The 18,498-nt window shown below is 74.0% G+C and carries 18 protein-coding genes; 7 read left to right on the top strand and 11 right to left on the bottom strand.

Features of this window, described 5'->3' with window-relative positions; genetic code table 11:
• Positions 1 to 14 precede the first annotated feature (14 nt).
• Positions 15 to 1,562, top strand: coding sequence for a peptide ABC transporter substrate-binding protein (locus tag Sya03_RS18070; RefSeq protein ID WP_203939476.1), 1,548 nt, complete (start codon positions 15 to 17; stop codon positions 1,560 to 1,562).
• On the opposite strand, the gene Sya03_RS18065 is transcribed toward Sya03_RS18070, so the two are convergent.
• Genes Sya03_RS18065 through purN form a run of 3 tightly spaced genes read right to left on the bottom strand, consistent with a single transcriptional unit; the run spans position 1,559 to position 4,316 of the window.
• Entirely contained in the window at positions 1,559 to 2,152 is a 594-nt protein-coding gene (locus Sya03_RS18065; RefSeq protein ID WP_203939475.1) for a pentapeptide repeat-containing protein, read from the bottom strand. The two genes, Sya03_RS18070 and Sya03_RS18065, sit on opposite strands and share 4 nt — an antisense overlap.
• The gene (gene purH / locus Sya03_RS18060) at positions 2,152 to 3,702 is read right to left on the bottom strand and encodes a bifunctional phosphoribosylaminoimidazolecarboxamide formyltransferase/IMP cyclohydrolase (RefSeq protein WP_203939474.1); all 1,551 of its coding nucleotides are present in this window, start codon (positions 3,700 to 3,702) and stop codon (positions 2,152 to 2,154) included. Before purH ends, Sya03_RS18065 begins: the two co-directional genes overlap by 1 nt.
• Entirely contained in the window at positions 3,699 to 4,316 is a 618-nt protein-coding gene (gene purN / locus Sya03_RS18055) for a phosphoribosylglycinamide formyltransferase (RefSeq protein WP_203939473.1), read from the bottom strand. Before purN ends, purH begins: the two co-directional genes overlap by 4 nt.
• Positions 4,317 to 4,480: 164 nt before the next feature.
• Between purN and Sya03_RS18050 the strand changes: the two genes are divergently transcribed.
• Positions 4,481 to 4,759 (top strand): DUF4190 domain-containing protein, encoded by a 279-nt coding sequence (locus tag Sya03_RS18050; protein ID WP_203939472.1) that lies wholly within the window; start codon positions 4,481 to 4,483, stop codon positions 4,757 to 4,759.
• Positions 4,760 to 4,822: 63 nt separating this feature from the next.
• Here the strand turns inward: Sya03_RS18050 and Sya03_RS18045 are convergent, their stop codons facing one another.
• From Sya03_RS18045 to icmB, 6 genes are all read right to left on the bottom strand, one after another.
• Positions 4,823 to 5,398: a hypothetical protein gene (locus tag Sya03_RS18045; protein WP_203939471.1), complete on the bottom strand. Its 576-nt coding sequence runs from the start codon at positions 5,396 to 5,398 to the stop codon at positions 4,823 to 4,825.
• A gap of 92 nt (positions 5,399 to 5,490) precedes the next feature.
• Complete coding sequence (locus Sya03_RS18040; RefSeq protein ID WP_203939470.1) at positions 5,491 to 6,933, bottom strand: cell division protein PerM; 1,443 nt, start codon at positions 6,931 to 6,933, stop codon at positions 5,491 to 5,493.
• Positions 6,934 to 7,038: 105 nt separating this feature from the next.
• The gene (gene sucD, locus Sya03_RS18035) at positions 7,039 to 7,920 is read right to left on the bottom strand and encodes a succinate--CoA ligase subunit alpha (protein ID WP_203939469.1); all 882 of its coding nucleotides are present in this window, start codon (positions 7,918 to 7,920) and stop codon (positions 7,039 to 7,041) included.
• 4 nt (positions 7,921 to 7,924) lie between these two features.
• The gene (sucC, locus tag Sya03_RS18030) at positions 7,925 to 9,103 is read right to left on the bottom strand and encodes an ADP-forming succinate--CoA ligase subunit beta (protein ID WP_203939468.1); all 1,179 of its coding nucleotides are present in this window, start codon (positions 9,101 to 9,103) and stop codon (positions 7,925 to 7,927) included.
• 197 nt (positions 9,104 to 9,300) lie between these two features.
• A complete protein-coding gene (locus Sya03_RS18025) occupies positions 9,301 to 9,882 on the bottom strand; it encodes a hypothetical protein (RefSeq protein WP_203939467.1) in 582 nt (193 codons plus the stop codon).
• Between the two features lie 271 nt (positions 9,883 to 10,153).
• The gene (icmB, locus tag Sya03_RS18020; protein WP_203939466.1) at positions 10,154 to 10,558 is read right to left on the bottom strand and encodes a coenzyme B12-dependent isobutyryl CoA mutase small subunit; all 405 of its coding nucleotides are present in this window, start codon (positions 10,556 to 10,558) and stop codon (positions 10,154 to 10,156) included.
• 437 nt (positions 10,559 to 10,995) lie between these two features.
• Between icmB and Sya03_RS18015 the strand changes: the two genes are divergently transcribed.
• Both Sya03_RS18015 and Sya03_RS18010 read left to right on the top strand, forming a co-directional pair.
• Complete coding sequence (locus tag Sya03_RS18015) at positions 10,996 to 11,712, top strand: M23 family metallopeptidase (protein WP_203939465.1); 717 nt, start codon at positions 10,996 to 10,998, stop codon at positions 11,710 to 11,712.
• 147 nt (positions 11,713 to 11,859) lie between these two features.
• On the top strand, positions 11,860 to 12,672 hold the full coding sequence (locus tag Sya03_RS18010; protein ID WP_203939464.1) for a M23 family metallopeptidase: 813 nt from the start codon (positions 11,860 to 11,862) through the stop codon (positions 12,670 to 12,672).
• A gap of 16 nt (positions 12,673 to 12,688) precedes the next feature.
• Here Sya03_RS18010 and Sya03_RS18005 read toward each other — a convergent pair whose 3' ends face one another.
• Positions 12,689 to 13,168, bottom strand: coding sequence for a cupin domain-containing protein (locus Sya03_RS18005; protein WP_239107633.1), 480 nt, complete (start codon positions 13,166 to 13,168; stop codon positions 12,689 to 12,691).
• A gap of 28 nt (positions 13,169 to 13,196) precedes the next feature.
• On the opposite strand from Sya03_RS18005, the gene Sya03_RS18000 reads away from it, so the two are divergent.
• Positions 13,197 to 13,661, top strand: coding sequence for a MarR family winged helix-turn-helix transcriptional regulator (locus tag Sya03_RS18000; RefSeq protein ID WP_203939463.1), 465 nt, complete (start codon positions 13,197 to 13,199; stop codon positions 13,659 to 13,661).
• Here the strand turns inward: Sya03_RS18000 and pcrA are convergent.
• The gene (gene pcrA / locus Sya03_RS17995; RefSeq protein ID WP_203939462.1) at positions 13,658 to 16,021 is read right to left on the bottom strand and encodes a DNA helicase PcrA; all 2,364 of its coding nucleotides are present in this window, start codon (positions 16,019 to 16,021) and stop codon (positions 13,658 to 13,660) included. The two genes, Sya03_RS18000 and pcrA, sit on opposite strands and share 4 nt — an antisense overlap.
• A gap of 146 nt (positions 16,022 to 16,167) precedes the next feature.
• Here pcrA and Sya03_RS17990 point away from each other — a divergent pair, with 146 nt between their 5' ends.
• Positions 16,168 to 17,997, top strand: a complete 1,830-nt coding sequence (locus Sya03_RS17990; RefSeq protein ID WP_203939461.1) for a bifunctional metallophosphatase/5'-nucleotidase — start codon at positions 16,168 to 16,170, stop codon at positions 17,995 to 17,997.
• Positions 17,998 to 18,201: 204 nt separating this feature from the next.
• Positions 18,202 to 18,492: a chorismate mutase gene (locus tag Sya03_RS17985; protein ID WP_203939460.1), complete on the top strand. Its 291-nt coding sequence runs from the start codon at positions 18,202 to 18,204 to the stop codon at positions 18,490 to 18,492.
• Positions 18,493 to 18,498 lie beyond the last annotated feature (6 nt).

Below are 18,498 nucleotides of genomic sequence, written 5' to 3'. Positions count from 1 at the left end.
AGGGGGTTGGGCCAGTGAGAGTCGTGCACGCCGTCGTCGCGGTGCTGGCCCTCGGCGGCTGCGCCCTCACCGGCCCGGGCGGCGACCCGGCCGACGTCTCGGTGGCGATCGGCGGGCCCGCCGAGCTGCTGCCGTCGGCCGCCGGCGACCGCGACTCCGCGCAGGTGCTGGCCGCGCTGTTCACGCCGCTGGTGCGCTACGACGACCAGCGCCGGCCGGTGCCCGCCGCCGCGTCCGCCGTCACCTCGAAGGACAACCGCACCTGGCGCATCACCCTCGCGGACGGCTACACGTTCCACGACGGCAGCCCGGTCACCGCCGCCGACTACGTGACCGCCTGGAACTACGCCGCGTACGGCCCGAACCGGCAGCGCAACGCCTACCTGCTCGACCGCGTCCAGGGCTTCGCCGACATGCAGGGCGACGCCCCGCCCGCCACCACCCTGTACGGGCTCAAGGCCGCCGACGAGCGCACCGTGGAGGTGCGGCTCGCGCTGCCGTTCCCCGACTTCCCGGCGATGCTCGGCCACCCGGCGTTCCTGCCGCTGCCCGCCGCCGCCTGGGAGTCGCCGGGCCGGCTGCGTCCCGGCTTCGCCGGCGCCGTCGTCGGCCAGGGCCCGTACCGGCTGGCCGGCGGCGACGGCGACGACGGGCTCCGCGTCGAGCGCTACGACGCGCACCCGGCGCCCGGCCGGGTCGGCAGCATCGAGTTCCGGGTGTACCCGTCCAGCGGCCGCGCCTACCGCGACCTGCTCGACGGCGACCTCGACGTCGACGCCGCCCTGCCGCCCGGCGAGCTGGCCGGCGCCGCCGAGCGCCTCGGCGACCGGTACGCGGTCGTCCCGACGTCCACGATGACGTTCCTGGCCGCGCCCGGCCTGGCCGACCCGCGCGCCCGCCAGGCCGTCTCGATGGCCCTCGACCGCGACGCCCTCGTCGCCGCCCACGCCCCCGGCAGCGAGCAGCCGGCCCGCTCGTTCGTGCCGCCGCTGGTGCCCGGCCACCGCGCCGACGCGTGCGGCGCGCCCTGCCGGCACGACCCGGGCGCCGCCCGCGCCCTCTACGCCGCGGCGAACGGCCCCGCCGAGCTCACCGTCGCCCACACCGCCGACGGCGGGCACGCGGACTGGGTGACGGCGGCGTGCGCCCAGCTCACCGCCGCGCTGGCGGTCACCTGCACCCCGGCGCCGTACGACACGCTCGACGCCCTGCTCGACGAGGTGCGCCGCGGCGCCCCGGTGAGCCTGTTCCGCATGTCGTGGTCGATGGACTACCCGTCGATGGAGAGCTACCTGACGCCGCTGTTCACCGCGGCCGGGTCCTCCAACTACGGCGGCTACCAGAGCGGCGACGTCGACACCCTCGCCCAGAAGGCCACCACCGCGAGGAACGCGGCCACCGCCACGGCGCTGCACCAGCAGATCGAGGACGTGCTGGTGCGCGACATGCCGGCGATCCCGCTGCGCTGGGGGCAGCGCGCCGTCGGCCACTCCGAGCGGGTCACCGGCGTGACCCTGGACGTGTACGAGGTCGTCGACGTGACCCGGCTCGAGCTGCGCTAGGCCTCGACGACCGCGCCGTACGCCGTCGCCACCTGCGCCGCCTGGGCCAGGTCGATGCGCACCCCGGCGAGGTTGGCCTCGCGCAGGTTCACCCCGTCCAGGTCGGCGCCCCGCAGGTCCGCCCCGGCGAGCAGGGCGTCGCGCAGCCGGGCCTCCGACAGGTCCGCCCCGCGCAGGTCCGCCTTGGTCAGGTCGGCGGCGAACAGGTCGGCGTGGGCGAGCCGCAGCGGCCCGAACCGCACGCCGCTCAGGTTCGCGCCGCGCAGCAGCACCCACGACCAGTCGCCGCCGTCGACCCGCAGCGGGCGCAGCTCGCAGTCGACGAACTCGGTGCCGGTCAGCTTGCAGTCGGTCAGCGCCGCGTCGAAGAACGAGCAGCGGCGCAGCGTCGACTGGACGATCGCGCACCGGACGAGCTCGGCGGCGTTGAACCGCACGTTGCCGAACTCGCAGCCGGAGAACGTGCACCCCGTCAGGCGGGACTCCGTCCAGTCGACGTCGGTGAAGACGCACTGCTCGTAGTGCGTGCGCTCCACCTCGTCGAGGGCCCAGTCCTCCCCCGAGAAGAGCTGGCCCTCGACGGTGCGCATCAGTGGAAGAAGTGCCGGGTGCCGGTGAAGTACATCGTCACGCCGGCCTCCTGGGCGGCGGCGATGACCTCGTCGTCGCGGATGGACCCGCCGGGCTGCACGATCGCGGCGACGCCGGCCGCCATCAGCACCTGGGCGCCGTCGGCGAACGGGAAGAACGCGTCCGACGCGGCCACCGAGCCGGCGACGCGGTCGGCGCCCGCGCGGGTGACGGCGAGGTGGGCGGAGTCGACCCGGTTGACCTGGCCCATGCCGACGCCGACGGTGGCGCCGTCGCTGGCCAGCAGGATCGCGTTGCTCTTCACCGAGCGGATCGCCCGCCAGGCGAACGCCAGGTCCTCCATGATGTCGGCCTCGGCGGGCTCGCCCGCGACCAGGCGCCACGTCTTCGGGTCGTCGCCGTCGGCGTCCACCCGGTCGGCGTGCTGGGCGAGCATGCCGCCGCTGACCTGCCGGTACTCGATCTCCGCGGGCTGCCACGGCGGGGCGATCAGCAGCCGGATGTTCTTCTTCTGCTGCAGGATCTCCAGCGCCTCCTCCTCGAACCCCGGCGCCACCAGGACCTCGGTGAAGACCTCCGCGACCTGCTTGGCCATGGCCGCGCTCACGATGCGGTTGACGGCGATGACGCCGCCGTACGCCGACACGGGGTCGCAGGCGTGCGCCTTGCGGTGCGCGTCCGCCACGTCCAGGCCGACGGCGATGCCGCACGGGTTGGCGTGCTTGATGATCGCCACGCACGGCTCGGTGAAGTCGTTGGCCGAGCGCCACGCCGCGTCCGCGTCGACGTAGTTGTTGTACGACATCTCCTTGCCGTGCAGCTGCTCCGCCTGGGCGAGCCCGGGGTGCGCCGCCGCGTCCGTGTACAGGGCCGCGGCCTGGTGCGGGTTCTCGCCGTAGCGCAGCACCGCGGCGCGGCGCAGCGCGAACCCGGCGAACGCGTCGTCGCCGGCCAGCTCGCGGGCCGTCCACGCGGCGACCGCCACGTCGTACTCGGCGATGTCGCCGAAGGCGCGGGCCGCGAGGGCCATGCGCTGCGCCAGCGTGAAACCGCCGCCGGCGAGGGCCTCCACCACCAGGGGGTACGCCTCCGGGTCGGTCACGACCGCCACGGAGGGGTGGTTCTTGGCCGCGGCGCGGACCATGGCGGGGCCGCCGATGTCGATCTGCTCGACGCACTCGTCGGCGGTCGCGCCGGACGCCACCGTCTCCGTGAACGGGTACAGGTTGGACACCAGCAGGTCGAACGGCTCGACGCCCAGGTCGGCGAGCTGCTCGGCGTGCGCCGGCAGCCGCAGGTCGGCCAGCAGGCCCGCGTGCACCTTGGGGTGCAGCGTCTTCACCCGGCCGTCGAGGCACTCGGGGAACCCGGTCAGCTGCTCGACGCGGGTCACCGGCACACCGGCCGCCTCGATCGCCGACGCCGTGGAACCGGTCGACACGACCTGGACGCCCGCCGCGTGCAGCGCCTGCGCCAGCTCGGCCAGGCCCGTCTTGTCGTACACGCTGACCAGGGCCCGCTTGACCGGGCGCCGCCCCTCGTCGCTCATGGAATGGTGACCTTTCTGTCCGTGATGGTCCAGCCCTCGCGGACCAGCCGGCCGACCTGCTCCACGAGCTGGCGGCGCTCGGCGTCCTTGATCCGCTCGGTCAGCGTCTCCTCGGTGTCGTCGTCGAGCACCGGGACGCTGCACTGCGCGATGATCGGGCCCGTGTCGACACCCGCGTCGACGAAGAAGAGGGTCGCGCCGGCGATCTTCACCCCGTACGCGAGCGCGTCGCGCGGCCCGTGGATGCCGGGGAAGGCCGGCAGCAGCGCGTTGTGCGTGTTGATGTAGCGGTCGCCGAAGGCGGTCAGGAAGTGCTTGCCGACCAGCTTGAGGAACCCGGCCGAGATGACCAGGTCGGGCTGGTGCTGGGCGACGTGCGCGGTCAGCGCCGCGTCCCACTCGTCGCGGGTCGGGTAGTCCTTGACCACGTCCACGAACGTGGGGACCCCGGCGCGCGCGGCCCGCTCGGCCCCGAGCGTGCCCTCCCGGTCGGCCCCGACGGCCACCACGCGGGCGCCGTACGCCGGGTCGGCGGTCGCGTCGAGCAGGGCCTGCAGGTTGCTCCCGGAGCCGGAGACGAGCACGACGAGCCGGGCTGGGGCGGGGGCAATCACCCGTGCACCCTATCGGGCGGCGCGTTCGGGCCAGGTTCCGGCCCGTGACCGGCCCGTACGGCGCGTACGGGCTGATCAAACCCGCCTCGGCACGGTACGCTGCCGGTCGCTGCGCGCGCCGGAGTACCCCGGCCGCCCATCAACCGACCGAGGATTGTGACTCTATGACGCCACCCCCTTACGGCCAGCAGCCCTACGGCCAGCCGGCCCCTGCCGCCAACGACAAGACCACGCTGTGGGGCGTGCTCGGCATCGTGTTCGCCCTGTGCTGCACGCCGCTGGGCATCGTGTTCGCGATCCTGTCGCTGCTCGAGGCCAAGAAGGCGGGCAAGCAGCCCACCCTCGCCTACGTGGCGTTCGGCCTGGTCGCCGTCGGCATCGTGCTGAACATCATCGGCTTCGCCAGCGGCTGGTACGACTTCTCGGCGTCGACCGCCCCGTAAGTCACCCCGCACGGCACCGGAGGGCGTCCCGCAGCACGCGGGGCGCCCTTCGCGCGTCCACGGCTAGTCCAGCGAGTCCCCGCACAGCTCGCCGAGGTCGAGCAGCCAGCCGGAGTTCTCGGGGGTCAGCCCGGCCAGGTCGGGGCTGTCGACGACGTGCCGCTGCACCTTGGCGGCGTAGGCGTTCAGCGCGCGGCGGACCCTGGTGTCCCGGGCGTCGGCCGCGGTGGCCCGCAGCGTCCGGACGAACCTCGGCGCCACCCGGTGCACCCGGTCGAGGTACTCCCGCGGCAGCGGCTCGCCCTCGGGTCGCGCCGTGCCCTCGTCGAACAGGACGTCGAAGAACGGTCCGCCCGCGGCGGCGACCCGGCGGCAGGCGGCCGCCGTCGACAGCCCGCGCGGCCGCGGGGCGGCCATGGTCGCGGTCGGCCTCACGCGCGCGGGCGGCGCAGTGACCGCCGCGGCCGACGGGACCGCCGACGGAGCCGCCGTGGCCGGGGTGGGGTCCGCGGCGGTCGTCACCGGCGCCGCCGACGGCGCCGACGGCGCGCCGGGCGGCGGGCCGGCGGCCGGGCCGCAGGCCGCGAGCAGCGCGGCGCACGCGGAGACGACGAGCGCGGGGGTGACCGGCCTTCGCATGCGGGGACCGTACTGACGGCGACCGGCCGGCGGGGCGCGGCGCCGCCGCCGATGGCCGGACGACCGGCCCGGGGTGCCCGAAGGCACGCGGCTCAGGTGCGCGGGGCGCCGAAGGTGCGGGCCGCGGCGGCGCCGAGCAGCGCGCCGAGCGCGATGACCACCGCCGCGAACGCGGCCGTCTGCCACGGCACCGGGCCCATCTCGCTGAGCCGGCCACCGGCGAGCGGCCCCGACGACAGCCACGCGGCCACGCCGAGGATCGCGCCGCCGGAGACGCCCGCGACGGCGGCGGCGCCGAGCAGCAGCGACCAGCGGGCCGGTTCGGGCGTCACCCGGCCGTTCGGGGTGGTGCGGGGGCGCTGGAGGCGGCGGCCGAGCAGCCAGCCGGCGACGGCGGCCGCGAGCACCGGGACGGCCAGCAGGGCGGCGCCCGGGCCGCCGACGGGGCCGTCGGGCAGGCCGGCGACGAGTGGCACGGCGGGCAGCGGCCCGACCGCGACGTCGGTCAGGGAGATCTCGGTGCCGGCGCCGACGGCGAAGCCGGGGCCGAGCAGGTACGCCGTGGCCCACACCGCCGCGTTGGGCGCGAACGCGAGGCTGACCAGGGTGATGCCGGCCTGCCCGGCGACGCCGGTGCGGTACGCGCCGATGAGGTCGGCGGCCTGCCCGCCGCCCAGGGCGGTGGACAGGCCGAGCGTGGCGGCGCCGGCGGCGACGAGCAGCAGGGCGGCGACGGTGCCGGTGCGCAGGCCGTGGCGCAGCACGGGGCGGGTGCGGCGGGCGACGGCGCGCACGGCGTGGGTGCCGCGCATGGCACCGGCGAAGCCGAACACGGCCCCGAACCCGGCCAGGGTGACGGCGGCTCGGCCCGCGCCGGCGTTGCCGACCAGCACGGCGGCGAGCGCGCCGAGCGCGGCGTACGCGGCGCCGACGGCGGCGGCGACGAGCGCGGCGTCGCGGACCCGGCCGCTGCGCCGGGCGCCGACGGCCCGGGTGACGTGGATGCCGGCGCGCACGAGCCGCCAGGCGATGAGGGCGGTGAGCAGCAGCGGGGCGATGCCGAGCGGGCCGAGCGGGGTGGTCAGCGGCACGCCGTGGCCGAGCAGCCACCCGGCCAGCCCGGCGCGGGCGGCGCCCAGCGGCGAGCCGGTGTCCTCGGCGAGCTGGGCCAGGCCCATGACGACGGTGACGGGCAGCCAGGACAGCACGGCGGCCCAGAGGGTGGCGAACGCGGCGGCCACGACGACGGGCGCCCGCCCGCCGGCCCGGCCGCCCTGCTCGCGCTGGCGGGGCACGACGACGGTCTCGCGGTCGTCACCGGCGTCGTGGTCGTCACCGGCGGCGGGGCGCTCGCCGGGGCGGCCGAGCTGGACGGTCTCCCGGCTCAGCGACACGGTCTCCCGCTCGGGCGCGGCGGGCCGCACCCCGACCCGGACGGTGGGCCGTTGGCCGGGGTCGAGGGGGACCGTCTCGCGCGCCTCGTCGGCGGAGGACGGTCGGTCCTCCGCGTCGGGTCGGTCAGGCGTGACAGGCATCGCGACCTACTTTGGCACGGACGGCCGCCCCGGGCGACGGCGAATCGCGCAACGACAGCGCCCCGCCGGCCAACGGGGACCGGCGGGGCGCTGATGAAACCATGGTCAGCTCATGACCTCGCGCATGAGGCGCGCGGTCTCGCTGGGGGTCTTGCCGACCTTGACGCCGGCGGCCTCCAGGGCCTCCTTCTTGGCGTCGGCGGTGCCGGCCGAGCCGGAGATGATGGCGCCGGCGTGGCCCATCGTCTTGCCGGGCGGCGCGGTGAAGCCGGCGATGTAGCCGACGACCGGCTTGGTGACGTTCGCCTTGATGAACTCGGCGGCCCGCTCCTCGGCGTCGCCGCCGATCTCACCGATCATGACGATGGCGTCGGTGTCGGGGTCGTCCTGGAACGCCTTGAGGGCGTCGATGTGGGTGGTGCCGATGACCGGGTCGCCGCCGATGCCCACGCAGGTGGAGAAGCCGAAGTCGCGCAGCTCATACATGAGCTGGTAGGTCAGCGTGCCGCTCTTGCTGACCAGGCCGATGCGGCCCTGCGGGGTGATGTCGGCCGGGATGATGCCGGCGTTGGACGCCCCGGGCGAGGCGATGCCGGGGCAGTTCGGCCCGATGATCCGGGTCTTGTTGCCGGCCGCCAGGTTGTGCGCCCAGAACGCGGCGGTGTCGTGCACCGGCACGCCCTCGGTGATGACGACCGCCAGGTCGATGCCGGCGTCGATCGCCTCGACGACCGCGCTCCTGGTGAACTGCGGCGGCACGAAGATGACCGTCACGTCGGCGCCGGTCTCCTTCATGGCGTCCGCGACGGACGCGAAGACCGGCAGCGAGGTGCCGTCGAAGTCGACGGTGGTGCCCGCCTTGCGCGGGTTGACGCCGCCCACGACGTTGGTGCCGGCCGCCAGCATGCGGCGGGTGTGCTTGGAACCCTCCGAGCCGGTCATGCCCTGCACGATGACCTTGGAGTCCTTGGTCAGCCAGATCGCCATGTCGTCACTTCCCCGCAGCCGCGAGCTCCGCGGCGCGCTCGGCCGCACCGTCCATCGTGTCCACCCGCTCGACGAGCGGGTTGTTCGCGCCGTCCAGGATGGCGCGGCCGGCCTCGGCGTTGTTGCCGTCGAGGCGGACGACGAGCGGCTTGGTGACCTGCTCGCCGCGCTCGCCCAGCAGGGCGAGGGCCTGGATGATGCCGTTGGCGACCTCGTCGCAGGCGGTGATGCCGCCGAAGACGTTCACGAAGACCGACTTGACCGACGGGTCCGACAGCACGATCTCGAGTCCGTTGGCCATGACGGCCGCGCTGGCGCCGCCGCCGATGTCGAGGAAGTTGGCCGGCTTGACGCCGCCGTGGCCCTCGCCGGCGTACGCGACGACGTCGAGCGTCGACATGACCAGGCCCGCGCCGTTGCCGATGATGCCGACCTCGCCGTCGAGCTTGACGTAGTTGAGGTCCTTCTCCTTGGCGGCCTGCTCCAGCGGGTCCACCGCCGACTGGTCGACGAGGGCCTCGTGGTCGGGGTGCCGGAACCCGGCGTTCTCGTCGAGGGTGACCTTGGCGTCCAGGCAGAGCACCTGGCCGCTGCCGACCTTGGCGAGCGGGTTGACCTCGACGAGCGTGGCGTCCTCGGCGACGAACGCCTGCCACAGCTGCTTGGCGATGTCGGCGACCTGGCCCGCGACCTCGGCCGGGAACTGCCCGCCGGTCACGATCTCCTGCGCCTTGGCGTCGTCGACGCCGACGTTCGGGTCGATGGCGACCTTGGCCACCTTCTCCGGCGTCTCGACGGCGACGGCCTCGATGTCCATGCCGCCGGCCACCGACGCGATGCACAGGAAGGTGCGGTTCGCGCGGTCCAGCAGGAAGGAGAGGTAGTACTCCTCGGTGATGTCGGCCGTCTCGGCGAGCATCACCTTGTGCACGGTGTGGCCCTTGATGTCCATCCCGAGGATGTCCGCGGCGCGGGCCTCGGCCTCGTCGGGCCCGTCGGCCAGCTTGACGCCGCCGGCCTTGCCGCGGCCGCCGACCTTCACCTGCGCCTTGACGACGACCCGCCCACCGAGCCGGTCGGCGATCGCGCGCGCTTCCGCAGGGGTCTCGGCGACGCCGCCGCCCAGCACGGGAAGCCCGTGCCGTTCGAAGAGGTCGCGCCCCTGGTACTCGTACAGGTCCACGTAAGCCCTTCCGCTCGCGACTGCGGGGGCCGCACGGCGCCCGGGGTCGACGATCTTCGTCGCGGCGGGGCTGCCTGGCCTCGCCGCCAGTGGTGAGAAAAGAGGTTGCCCGCCGCCGTACAGACGGCTTTCCGCGAGCGTAGCGAGCCGGGCGCCGCGACACGCGGGGCGGGTGGACGGTGTGCAGCACGCCACCGTCAGCGCACGGGCACCCGGCCGGCGGCGAACCAGGCGACGGCCCGCATGATCTCGTCCTCGGAGCGGTCGGCGGTGCGCAGGCTGACGAGCAGCCCGGTGCCGAACACGCCCTTGCTCATGGCGGCGTCCAGCCCGCCGAACCCGCCCAGGTGCTGGCCGGCGCGCGGGTCGTGGGGGCGCACGCACAGGTAGCGCTCGGGCAGCCAGGTGCGCCGGTACACCTCGGCGACGGCGGCCCAGGGCAGCCAGATGCCGCCGCTGCGGAACGGCCGGGTGCGGATCCACAGGCCGTCGGGCCCGACGGCGAGCGCGGGACCGGCCCGGTGCTGCACCGCGAACTGCAGCCCGGTGAAGAACAGGCCGGACAGCAGCAGGCAGCCGACGATCCCCATGACGCCGGCGAAGCCCGGGTCGAACAGCACGGTCAGGAACACCGCCAGCAGCGAGCCCACGACCAGGAACGTGCCGAGGGTGAGCCCGCCGAGCAGCAGCGCCCGCTTGGTGGCGCTGGGCTGGACGACGAACGGCTGGTCCGCGGGGATCCGCGGGACCACCGCGTAGGGCGGGGGGATGACCGTCACGGGCCGACAGGGTACGGATCACGGGGCGGGCGCGCAGCCCCTCGGCGATCCCGCCGGGTTCTTCCGCGAAACTTCCGCCGGACCGGCGTAACCGCCCGCGCGGGCCGTCGTTGAGTCAGGTGTCGGAGCGCTGAGCGCACCGGCGGGAAACGGCCGATGCCCTGTCGGTCGAGGGGTGGCGGCGGGGCATCGTGCATGAGAGGCCGGACGTGTGAGGGGTGCGTCCGGCCTCTCCCCTTTTCCTTTTCCGGGGAATGCGCATTGACGTCGGTCAGCTGACCGACGTCGCCACATTCGCGCGCACCCAGTCGACGATCGACGCGGTGGTGGCGCCGGGCGTGAAGATGTGCGCGACACCCAGCTCGCGCAGTTCCGCGATGTCGGATTCGGGGATGATGCCGCCGCCGAACAGCACGATGTCGTCGGCGCCGCGTTCGGCGAGCAGTTCGGACACGCGCTTGAACAGCGTCATGTGGGCGCCGGACAGCACGGACAGCCCCACGGCGTCGGCGTCCTCCTGGATGGCGGTCGCCACGATCTGCTCCGGCGTCTGGTGCAGGCCGGTGTAGACGACCTCCATGCCGGCGTCGCGCAGCGCGCGGGCCACCACCTTCGCGCCCCGGTCGTGCCCGTCGAGGCCCGGTTTGGCCACCACGACCCGGATCCGCTCCGCCATGTCCGCTCCTTTGCGGGTGCCGGGGGTCACCCGGTCGGGTGCGCCCACCTGAACGAACACTAACCCCCACCGGAGTCCGGGGGTAGCCGGACGGCCGGAGCGGCGCGCCAGCAGGCGGAACACCCCTTCCGATCATGGCAAGCACCGAATAGCGTCATTCCCGTCACATGACTTTCCGTTGTGGCCTCGGTAACAGAGCGCCACCAACGAGCGTCTCGGCAATTGGTTACGAATTCGGGCATAGGCCTTCGTAACGCCGAGACTAACTGTCATGGAATTGGCTCGGCGACTTGTGACGCGCCTGACGGTTGGTTACCGTGGCCCACGGCTGTCAACCGGCTTCACACCCGTTTGACATCCCGGCAGCCCTGAATTCACCCCCGGTCCCACCGGTGGCCAGGGCGGCCGACGGCCTTGTCAACGACGGAGGGTTGTGCGTGCGTCAGCGCTTGTCGTCTGAGCCCGACCGGTACCGCGGTCGGCGCCGCGTCCCCACCCCTCCTCGCGGCCGCTACGCGGTCGTCGTCACCTCCGCCTTCGTCGGCGCGGGTGTGGTCGCCCTCGGCGCCGCCAGCGGCATGCCGGACACCAAGGCCGTCGACGCCACCGTCCTCGCCGAGCTGCAGGACTCCTCCGTCAGCGCCGACGCCTTCGCGCAGCGCGCCGAGGACACCGCCGACCGGGCCGCCCGCGGCGCCGAGTCCGCCCCGCAGATCTCCGAGAACGACGTCTGGCTCCTGCCGCTCGACGACTACGTCTTCACCAACCCGTACGGCATGCGGTGGAACAAGCTGCACGGCGGCATCGACCTGAAGGCCCCCGAGGGCACCCCCTTCAAGGCGATCCACGCCGGCAAGGTGGTCTGGGCGGCCTACGACGGCGGCTACGGCAACAAGGTGATCGTCGAGCAGCCCGACGGCACGCAGACGCTCTACGCCCACGCGGGCAGCCTGCGCGTCACGCAGGACCAGCAGGTCAACGCCGGCGACGTGCTCGGCACCGTCGGCAGCACCGGCCACTCGACCGGGCCCCACCTGCACCTCGAGACCCACGTCCAGGGCAAGCCGACCGACCCGGTGCGCCTCCTGCGCCAGCGCGGCGTCGACGTCAAGCTGAAGGTCGAAGCGGTCTACGGCGGCCTCGCCGCCGGCTGATCCACCCGCCCGCACCGGATCGCACCCGGCGCTGCAACCACCCTGCACCGAACCGGGCGAACGCACCCTTTCTGCACCTCAGGGCTCCGCCCTCGGCCGCCGACACGACTCTTGTCGGATCGCCGAGACCCTCAGGAGTTCCCCGCCGTGCGCCACCGCCGAGACACCCACGCACGCGGCCGCCACCGCGCCGAAGGGCTGCCCCGCCACCGCGCCCCGCGGACTCCGATCGTCACCGACCGCGGCCGGTCCACCGCCGTCGCCGCCGCCCTCGTCGCCGGCGTCGGCATCGCCGGCATCTCCGCCGCCGTCGCGGGCGCCTCCCCCTCCGTCGACGCCGCGGACGCCGCCCTGAACACCCAGGCCGCCCTGCCCGCCGGCCTGCCCGCCCCCGCCCTGACCGCCGCGCCTCAGCCGTCGGTCGAGATCGTCGCCGCCACGCCGACCGCCACGCCCACCCCGAGCGCGACCACCGCCCGCGACCGGTTCGCCGGCGCGGCCGCCAAGGTCCGCACCACCGCCAGCCCGACCCCGCCGCCCGTCTGGGTCAACCCGATGGCGCAGGGCTCCGTGACCTCCTGCTACGGCCCGCGCTGGGGCCGGCTGCACGCGGGCGTCGACCTGGCCGCCCCGAGCGGCACGCCGATCGTCGCCGCAGGCGCCGGCACCGTCGTGCAGGCGGGCGCGTGGGCGGGCGGCTACGGCATCTCCGTGCTGATCGACCACGGCAACGGCTACCTCACCCACTACGGCCACATGTCCGTCACCGTGGTCGAGCCGGGCCAGGTCGTGCACGCCGGTCAGCAGATCGGCCTCGAGGGCTCCACCGGTCACTCGACCGGCCCGCACCTGCACTTCGAGGTGCACCAGGGCGTCTGGAAGAACCAGATCGAGCCGACCGCGTGGCTGCTCGCGCACGGCGTCGACGTCGGCGGCTGCGCCACGGCGCCGGCCGCCTGACGCCACCCGCCGCCCGTCAGGCCGGGATCGGGCCCAGCATCTCCACGCCGTTGGCCGCCGCGACCGCCAGCACGGTGGCCATGTCGGCGCTCTCGGCCTCGGTCAGCGCCGCCACCGCCCGGATGAAGCCCTCCATGACCGGGCCCGGGGTGTGCACCACGAACGCGACCGCCTCGGCCGCCGACTCGTTGCGCACGGAGTGCGGTGTGCCGCCGGCGAGCGGCACGACGGCGCCCGGCCCGGCCGCCACCCGGCGCACCGGACCGCCGGGCTCGTCCTCGACGTAGAAGGTGAACTCGCCGCGCAGCACGCGGTAGACCTCGCTCGGCGCGTGCCGGTGCAGCAGCGGCGGCCCTCCGCCGGGCGGCATCCGCACCTCCACGGCGAACAGGTCGTCGTTGGTCTGCGCGCAGGTGGCGACGATGGTGACCTCGTCGCCGCCCAGGTTCAGGACCTCGGGCGTGGAATCGATCGAATCGACAGGTAGCATGTCCATGTCCCGAAAGTAGACAGGAAGCCTGACGATGTCAACGCGGATACCGGCCCTCGGCGGCCAGGCGCGCCCGGAGAACCTGGCCGTGCTGCTGCGCGAGGCGTTCGTCGCGCTCAACGACCTCGTGCTCACCCGGCTCGCCCAGCGCGGCCACGAGCAGGTACGCCCCGCCCACGCCGCCGTCTTCCAGTACCTCGACGACACCGGCACCACCGTGAGCCTGCTCGCCGAGCGGGCCCAGATGACCAAGCAGGCGATGGCCGAACTCGTGCAGCACCTGGAGACCCACGGCTACGTCACCCGGGTGCCCGACCCGGCCGACCGGCGGGCCAAGCTCGTGCTGCCGACGGACCGCGGGCACGACGTCATCGCCGTCGCGCAGGGCTACGCCCCGGACATCGAGCACCGGATCGCCGGGGCCCTCGGCGACGAGCGGGTGGCCGCCCTGCGCGCCGACCTGGCGACGATCCGCCGCCTGGCCGCCGAGGCCGGCTAGAGCTTCTCGATCGGGGCGTGCCGCAGCACCAGCCACATGGTCTGGTCGCCGAAGTCGATCTGGGCGCGCGCGCCCGGCCCGGCCCCCTCGACCGCCAGCACCCGGCCCAGGCCGTAGCGCTGGTGGTTGACCCGGTCGCCCGCCGCGACCTTCGGCACCTGCTTCAGGTCGCTCGCCGTGGCCAGCCGGGACGCGTCCACGCCGATGCGCTCGGCCAGGCGCTGCGCCCGCGGCGTGTTGCCCGCGAACGACGACGACGGGCCGCCCGCCCGGCCGCCCACGCCGCCGCGGCCCGACCAGGACGTGTACGAGCCCTCGGTGCGCTCCCAGCGCACCAGCTCGCCCGGCAGCTCGTCGGTGAAGCGCGACGGCGGGTTGTACTGCGGGGCGCCCCACGCCGACCGGGTGACCGCCCGGGACAGGTAGAGCCGCTGCCGCGCCCGGGTGATGCCCACGTACGCGAGCCGCCGCTCCTCCTCCAGCTCCTTGTTGTCGCCCAGCGCCCGCATGTGCGGGAAGACGCCGTCCTCCAGGCCGGTCAGGAAGACGACCGGGAACTCCAGGCCCTTCGCCGTGTGCAGGGTCATCAGCGTGACCACGCCGGAGTGCTCCGGGTCGTCGGACGGGATCTGGTCGGCGTCGGCGACCAGCGCCACCTGCTCCAGGAACCCGGCCAGGGTGGCGGTCTCGTCGCCGCCCTCGATGCGCTCCGTGTACTCGCGGGCGACGCTCACCAGCTCCTGCAGGTTCTCGACCCGGCCGGCGTCCTGCGGGTCGATGCTCTCCTCCAGCTCGGCCAGGTAGCCCGAGCGCTGCAGCGCCGCCTCCAGGACGGCCTCCGGCGGCGACGTGCGGGCCACCTCGCGCAGGTCCTCCAGCAGCGCCACGAAGTCGCCGATGGCGTTCACGGCGCGGGTGGAGATGCCCGGGGCGTCGGCGGCCCGGCGCAGCGCGGCGCCGAAGCTGATGCGCTCGCGCGACGACAGCGCCTCGACGCACGCCTCCGCGCGGTCGCCGATGCCGCGCCGCGGCGTGTTGAGCACCCGGCGGATGCTGACCGTGTCGTCGTCGTTGACCACCGCGCGCAGGTAGGCGAGCAGGTCGCGGACCTCCTTGCGCTCGTAGAAGCGCACCCCGCCGACCACCTTGTACGGCAGCCCGACCCGGATGAACACCTCCTCGAACACGCGGGACTGGTTGTTCGTGCGGTAGAACACCGCCACGTCGCCGTAGCGCACGTCGTGGTTGTCGTGCAGCCGGTCGATCTCGCGGGCCACCCAGTCGGCCTCGGCGTGCTCGGTGTCGGCCACGTAGCCGACGATCTGCTCGCCGGCGCCCTGGTCGCTCCACAGCCGCTTGGGCTTGCGCGACGAGTTGCGGTCGATGACGGCGTTCGCCGCGGTGAGGATGGTCTGGGTGGAGCGGTAGTTCTGCTCCAGCAGGATCGTGCGGGCGCTCGGGTAGTCGCGCTCGAACTCGAGGATGTTGCGGATCGTGGCGCCGCGGAACGCGTAGATCGACTGGTCGGCGTCGCCGACGACGCACAGCTCGCCGGGCGGCACCTCGGCCGAGGTGTCGGTGCCGACCAGCTCGCGGATCAGCACGTACTGCGCGTGGTTGGTGTCCTGGTACTCGTCGACCAGCACGTGCCGGAACCGCCGCCGGTAGGACTCCGCGACGTGCGGGTGCGACTGGAACAGGTGGACGGTCGCCATGATGATGTCGTCGAAGTCGAGCGCGTGCGCCTCCTTGAGGCGGCGCTGGTAGAGCGTGTACGCCTCGGCGATGGCGCGCTCGTTCGGCCCGGACGCCCGCCCGGCGAACTCGTCGGGGTCGACCAGCTCGTTCTTCAGGTTCGACACCTGGGCGGCCAGGCCGCGCGCCGTGTAGCGCTTCGGGTCGAGGTCGAGCTCGCGGGCCACCAGCTGCATCAGCCGGCGCGAGTCGTCGGCGTCGTAGATGGAGAACGTGGACTTCAGCCCGGCGTGCTCGTGCTCGGCGCGCAGGATGCGCACGCACGCCGAGTGGAACGTGGACACCCACATCAGCCGGGCGCGCGGGCCGACCAGGTGGGCGACGCGCTCCTTCATCTCGCCCGCGGCCTTGTTGGTGAACGTGATCGCGATGATCTCGCCCGGGTGCACGTCGCGCGCGGCCAGCAGGTAGGCGATGCGGTGGGTCAGCACCCGCGTCTTGCCGGAGCCGGCGCCCGCCACGATGAGCAGCGGCGAACCGGCGTGCTCGACCGCGTCGCGCTGCGGGCCGTTGAGGCCCTCGACGAGGGACCGGGGGTCGAGCCGGGGACGCTGCGGGCGCGCGGGGGCCGGCTCGGGCGCTGGGGATTCGAAGAGTGACTGCATCGCGGGTGCGAGTCTATGCCGGGGGTCCGACATCGTCCCGCGACGCCCGTTCGCAATCAATCTGTCACCCCGGTCCGGTGGCGGTCTTCGTGGGCGAGGCGGAAACATGAGGTCGACTCCACCCTCGTCACCTCGGGAGACCGACCATGGACCACAGCCGCCGCCGAACCGGCTGGGCAGTGCTGCGCCATTCCGCCGTACCCGCTCTCGCGCTCGCCGTCGTCGCCACCCTGCCGGCGGCCGCGCCCCGCGAGGATCCGGCCGCACCGGCCGCCGCCGACCCGCTGGCGCCCGTGAGCGTCAGCTACGGCGAGCCGACCGGCCCGGTCGCCACGGGCACGTTCTTCAGCTACAACGACTTCCACGGCGCGATCGACCCGCCCGCCGGCAGCGGCGCGGTCGTCAACGGCGTCCCCGCGGGCGGCGTGGAATACCTCGCCACCTGGCTCAAGCGCCTGCGCGCCGAGGCGGCGACCGCCGGCCGCGACACGATGACCGTCGGCGCCGGCGACCTCATCGGCGCGTCGCCGCTGGTCAGCGCCGCCTTCCACGACGAGCCCACGATCGAGCTGATGGACGAGATCGGGCTGGAGGTCAGCTCGGTCGGCAACCACGAGTTCGACGAGGGCGTCGACGAGCTGATCCGCCTCACCCGCGGCGGCTGCCACCCGACCGACGGCTGCCAGGACGGCGACGGCTTCGGCGGCGCCGACTTCACCTACCTCGCCGCCAACACCATCTCCAAGAAGACGAAGCTGCCGATCCTGCCCCCGATCGACATCCGCTTCCTCGACGGCGAGCCCGTCGGCTTCGTCGGCCTCACCCTGGAGGGCACGCCCGCCATCGTGAACCCGGCCGGCATCCGCGACGTCACGTTCACCGACGAGGTGCAGACGGCGAACCGGTGGAGCAACCTGCTCAAGCTCCTCGGCGTCAAGGCGCAGGTGCTGCTCATCCACGAGGGCGGCCAGCAGTCGCCGCCGCCCGTCACCCCCGGCGTCAGCGACTGCGCCAACTTCTCCGGCCCGATCGTGCCGATCGTCCAGGGCATCAACCCCGAGTTCGGTCTCGTCGTCACCGGCCACACGCACCGCTTCTACTCGTGCGAGCTGCCCAACCGCTCCGGCGTCTCCGCCGTCACCAGCGCCGGCAACAACGGCCAGCTCATCACCCGCTCCGAGGTGAGCATCGACCGGCGCACCAACCGGTTCGTCGACATCGACGCCACCAACGTCGTCGTCGAGAACGGCGTGCCGGACGGCAACGGCGGCTGGGTCCGCGAGGGCAACGGCTGGGCGAAGAACCCCGCCCTGGTCGACGCGAACGCCAAGGCGGTCGCCGACAAGTACCGCGCGGCCGTCGCCCCGATCGCCAACCGGGTCGTCGGCTCGATCAGCGCCAGCATCACCCGGGCCGCGAACGCCGCGGGCGAGTCCGCCCTCGGCGACGTCATCGCCGACGCCCAGCTGGCCTACACCGCCGGCGCCGGCGCCCAGATCGCCCTCATGAACCCGGGCGGCATCCGCGCCGACCTGACCGCCACCGGCAGCCCCGACGACGTCACCTACGGCGAGGCGTTCACCGTGCAGCCGTTCAACAACCTGGTGGTGACGCAGACGTTCACCGGGGAGCAGCTGAAGGACGTGCTGGAGCAGCAGTTCGTCGGCTTCGACGGCCAGGGCCGGCAGGCCATCCTGCAGGTGTCGGGCGGCTTCGCGTACACGTACAGCGCGTCGGCGGCGCCCGGCGCCAAGGTGTCCGCGATGACCCTGAACGGCGCGCCGATCGACCCGGCCGCCACCTACCGGGTCACCACCAACGACTTCCTGGCCAACGGCGGCGACGGCTTCACCAACCTCACCGAGGGCGCCGACCGGGCCACGGCGCCCGGCTTCGACATCGACGCGCTCACCGCGTACCTCGCCGACGGCCCGGTGGAGCCCGGCCCGCAGAACCGCATCACGCTCGCCCCCTGACCGGATTTCCTTGCGCCGCACCTGCGGCGGGGGCATACTCACCTGCGTGACTGGCCAGACGCACCGATTTTTCTACGGCACCGGGAGTCCGGCTGCCGTAGGCGTCTGAACTACAGACCTACCGATGCCCCGGGCTCCTCGAGCCCGGGGCATCGCGCTGTCCGGGCCGGGGCGTCCGGGCCACCTGCACCCGAGGAGCAGACCATGGCCACCGACGTGGCGGAACAGCCCACCGGCGCGGAGAACGCCGACGCCGTCGACGCGATCCGCGGCATCCGCGAACGCATCGACGAGATCGACCGCACGATCATCGACCTGTGGCTGGAGCGTTCCCGCCTGTCGCAGGAGGTGGGCCGCACCCGGATGGCGTCCGGCGGCACCCGGCTCGTGCTGAGCCGCGAGCGGGAGATCGTCGAGCGGTTCCGCGAGGCCCTCGGCGCCGACGGCACCCAGCTCGCGCTGCTCATCCTCCGGGCAGGCCGCGGGCCGCTGTAGGGGGCT

This window comes from Spirilliplanes yamanashiensis (assembly GCF_016863475.1).
GTDB lineage: Bacteria > Actinomycetota > Actinomycetes > Mycobacteriales > Micromonosporaceae > Spirilliplanes > Spirilliplanes yamanashiensis.
Note: the sequence above shows the minus strand (reverse complement) of the source record. Positions and strands in the feature narration are given on the sequence as shown.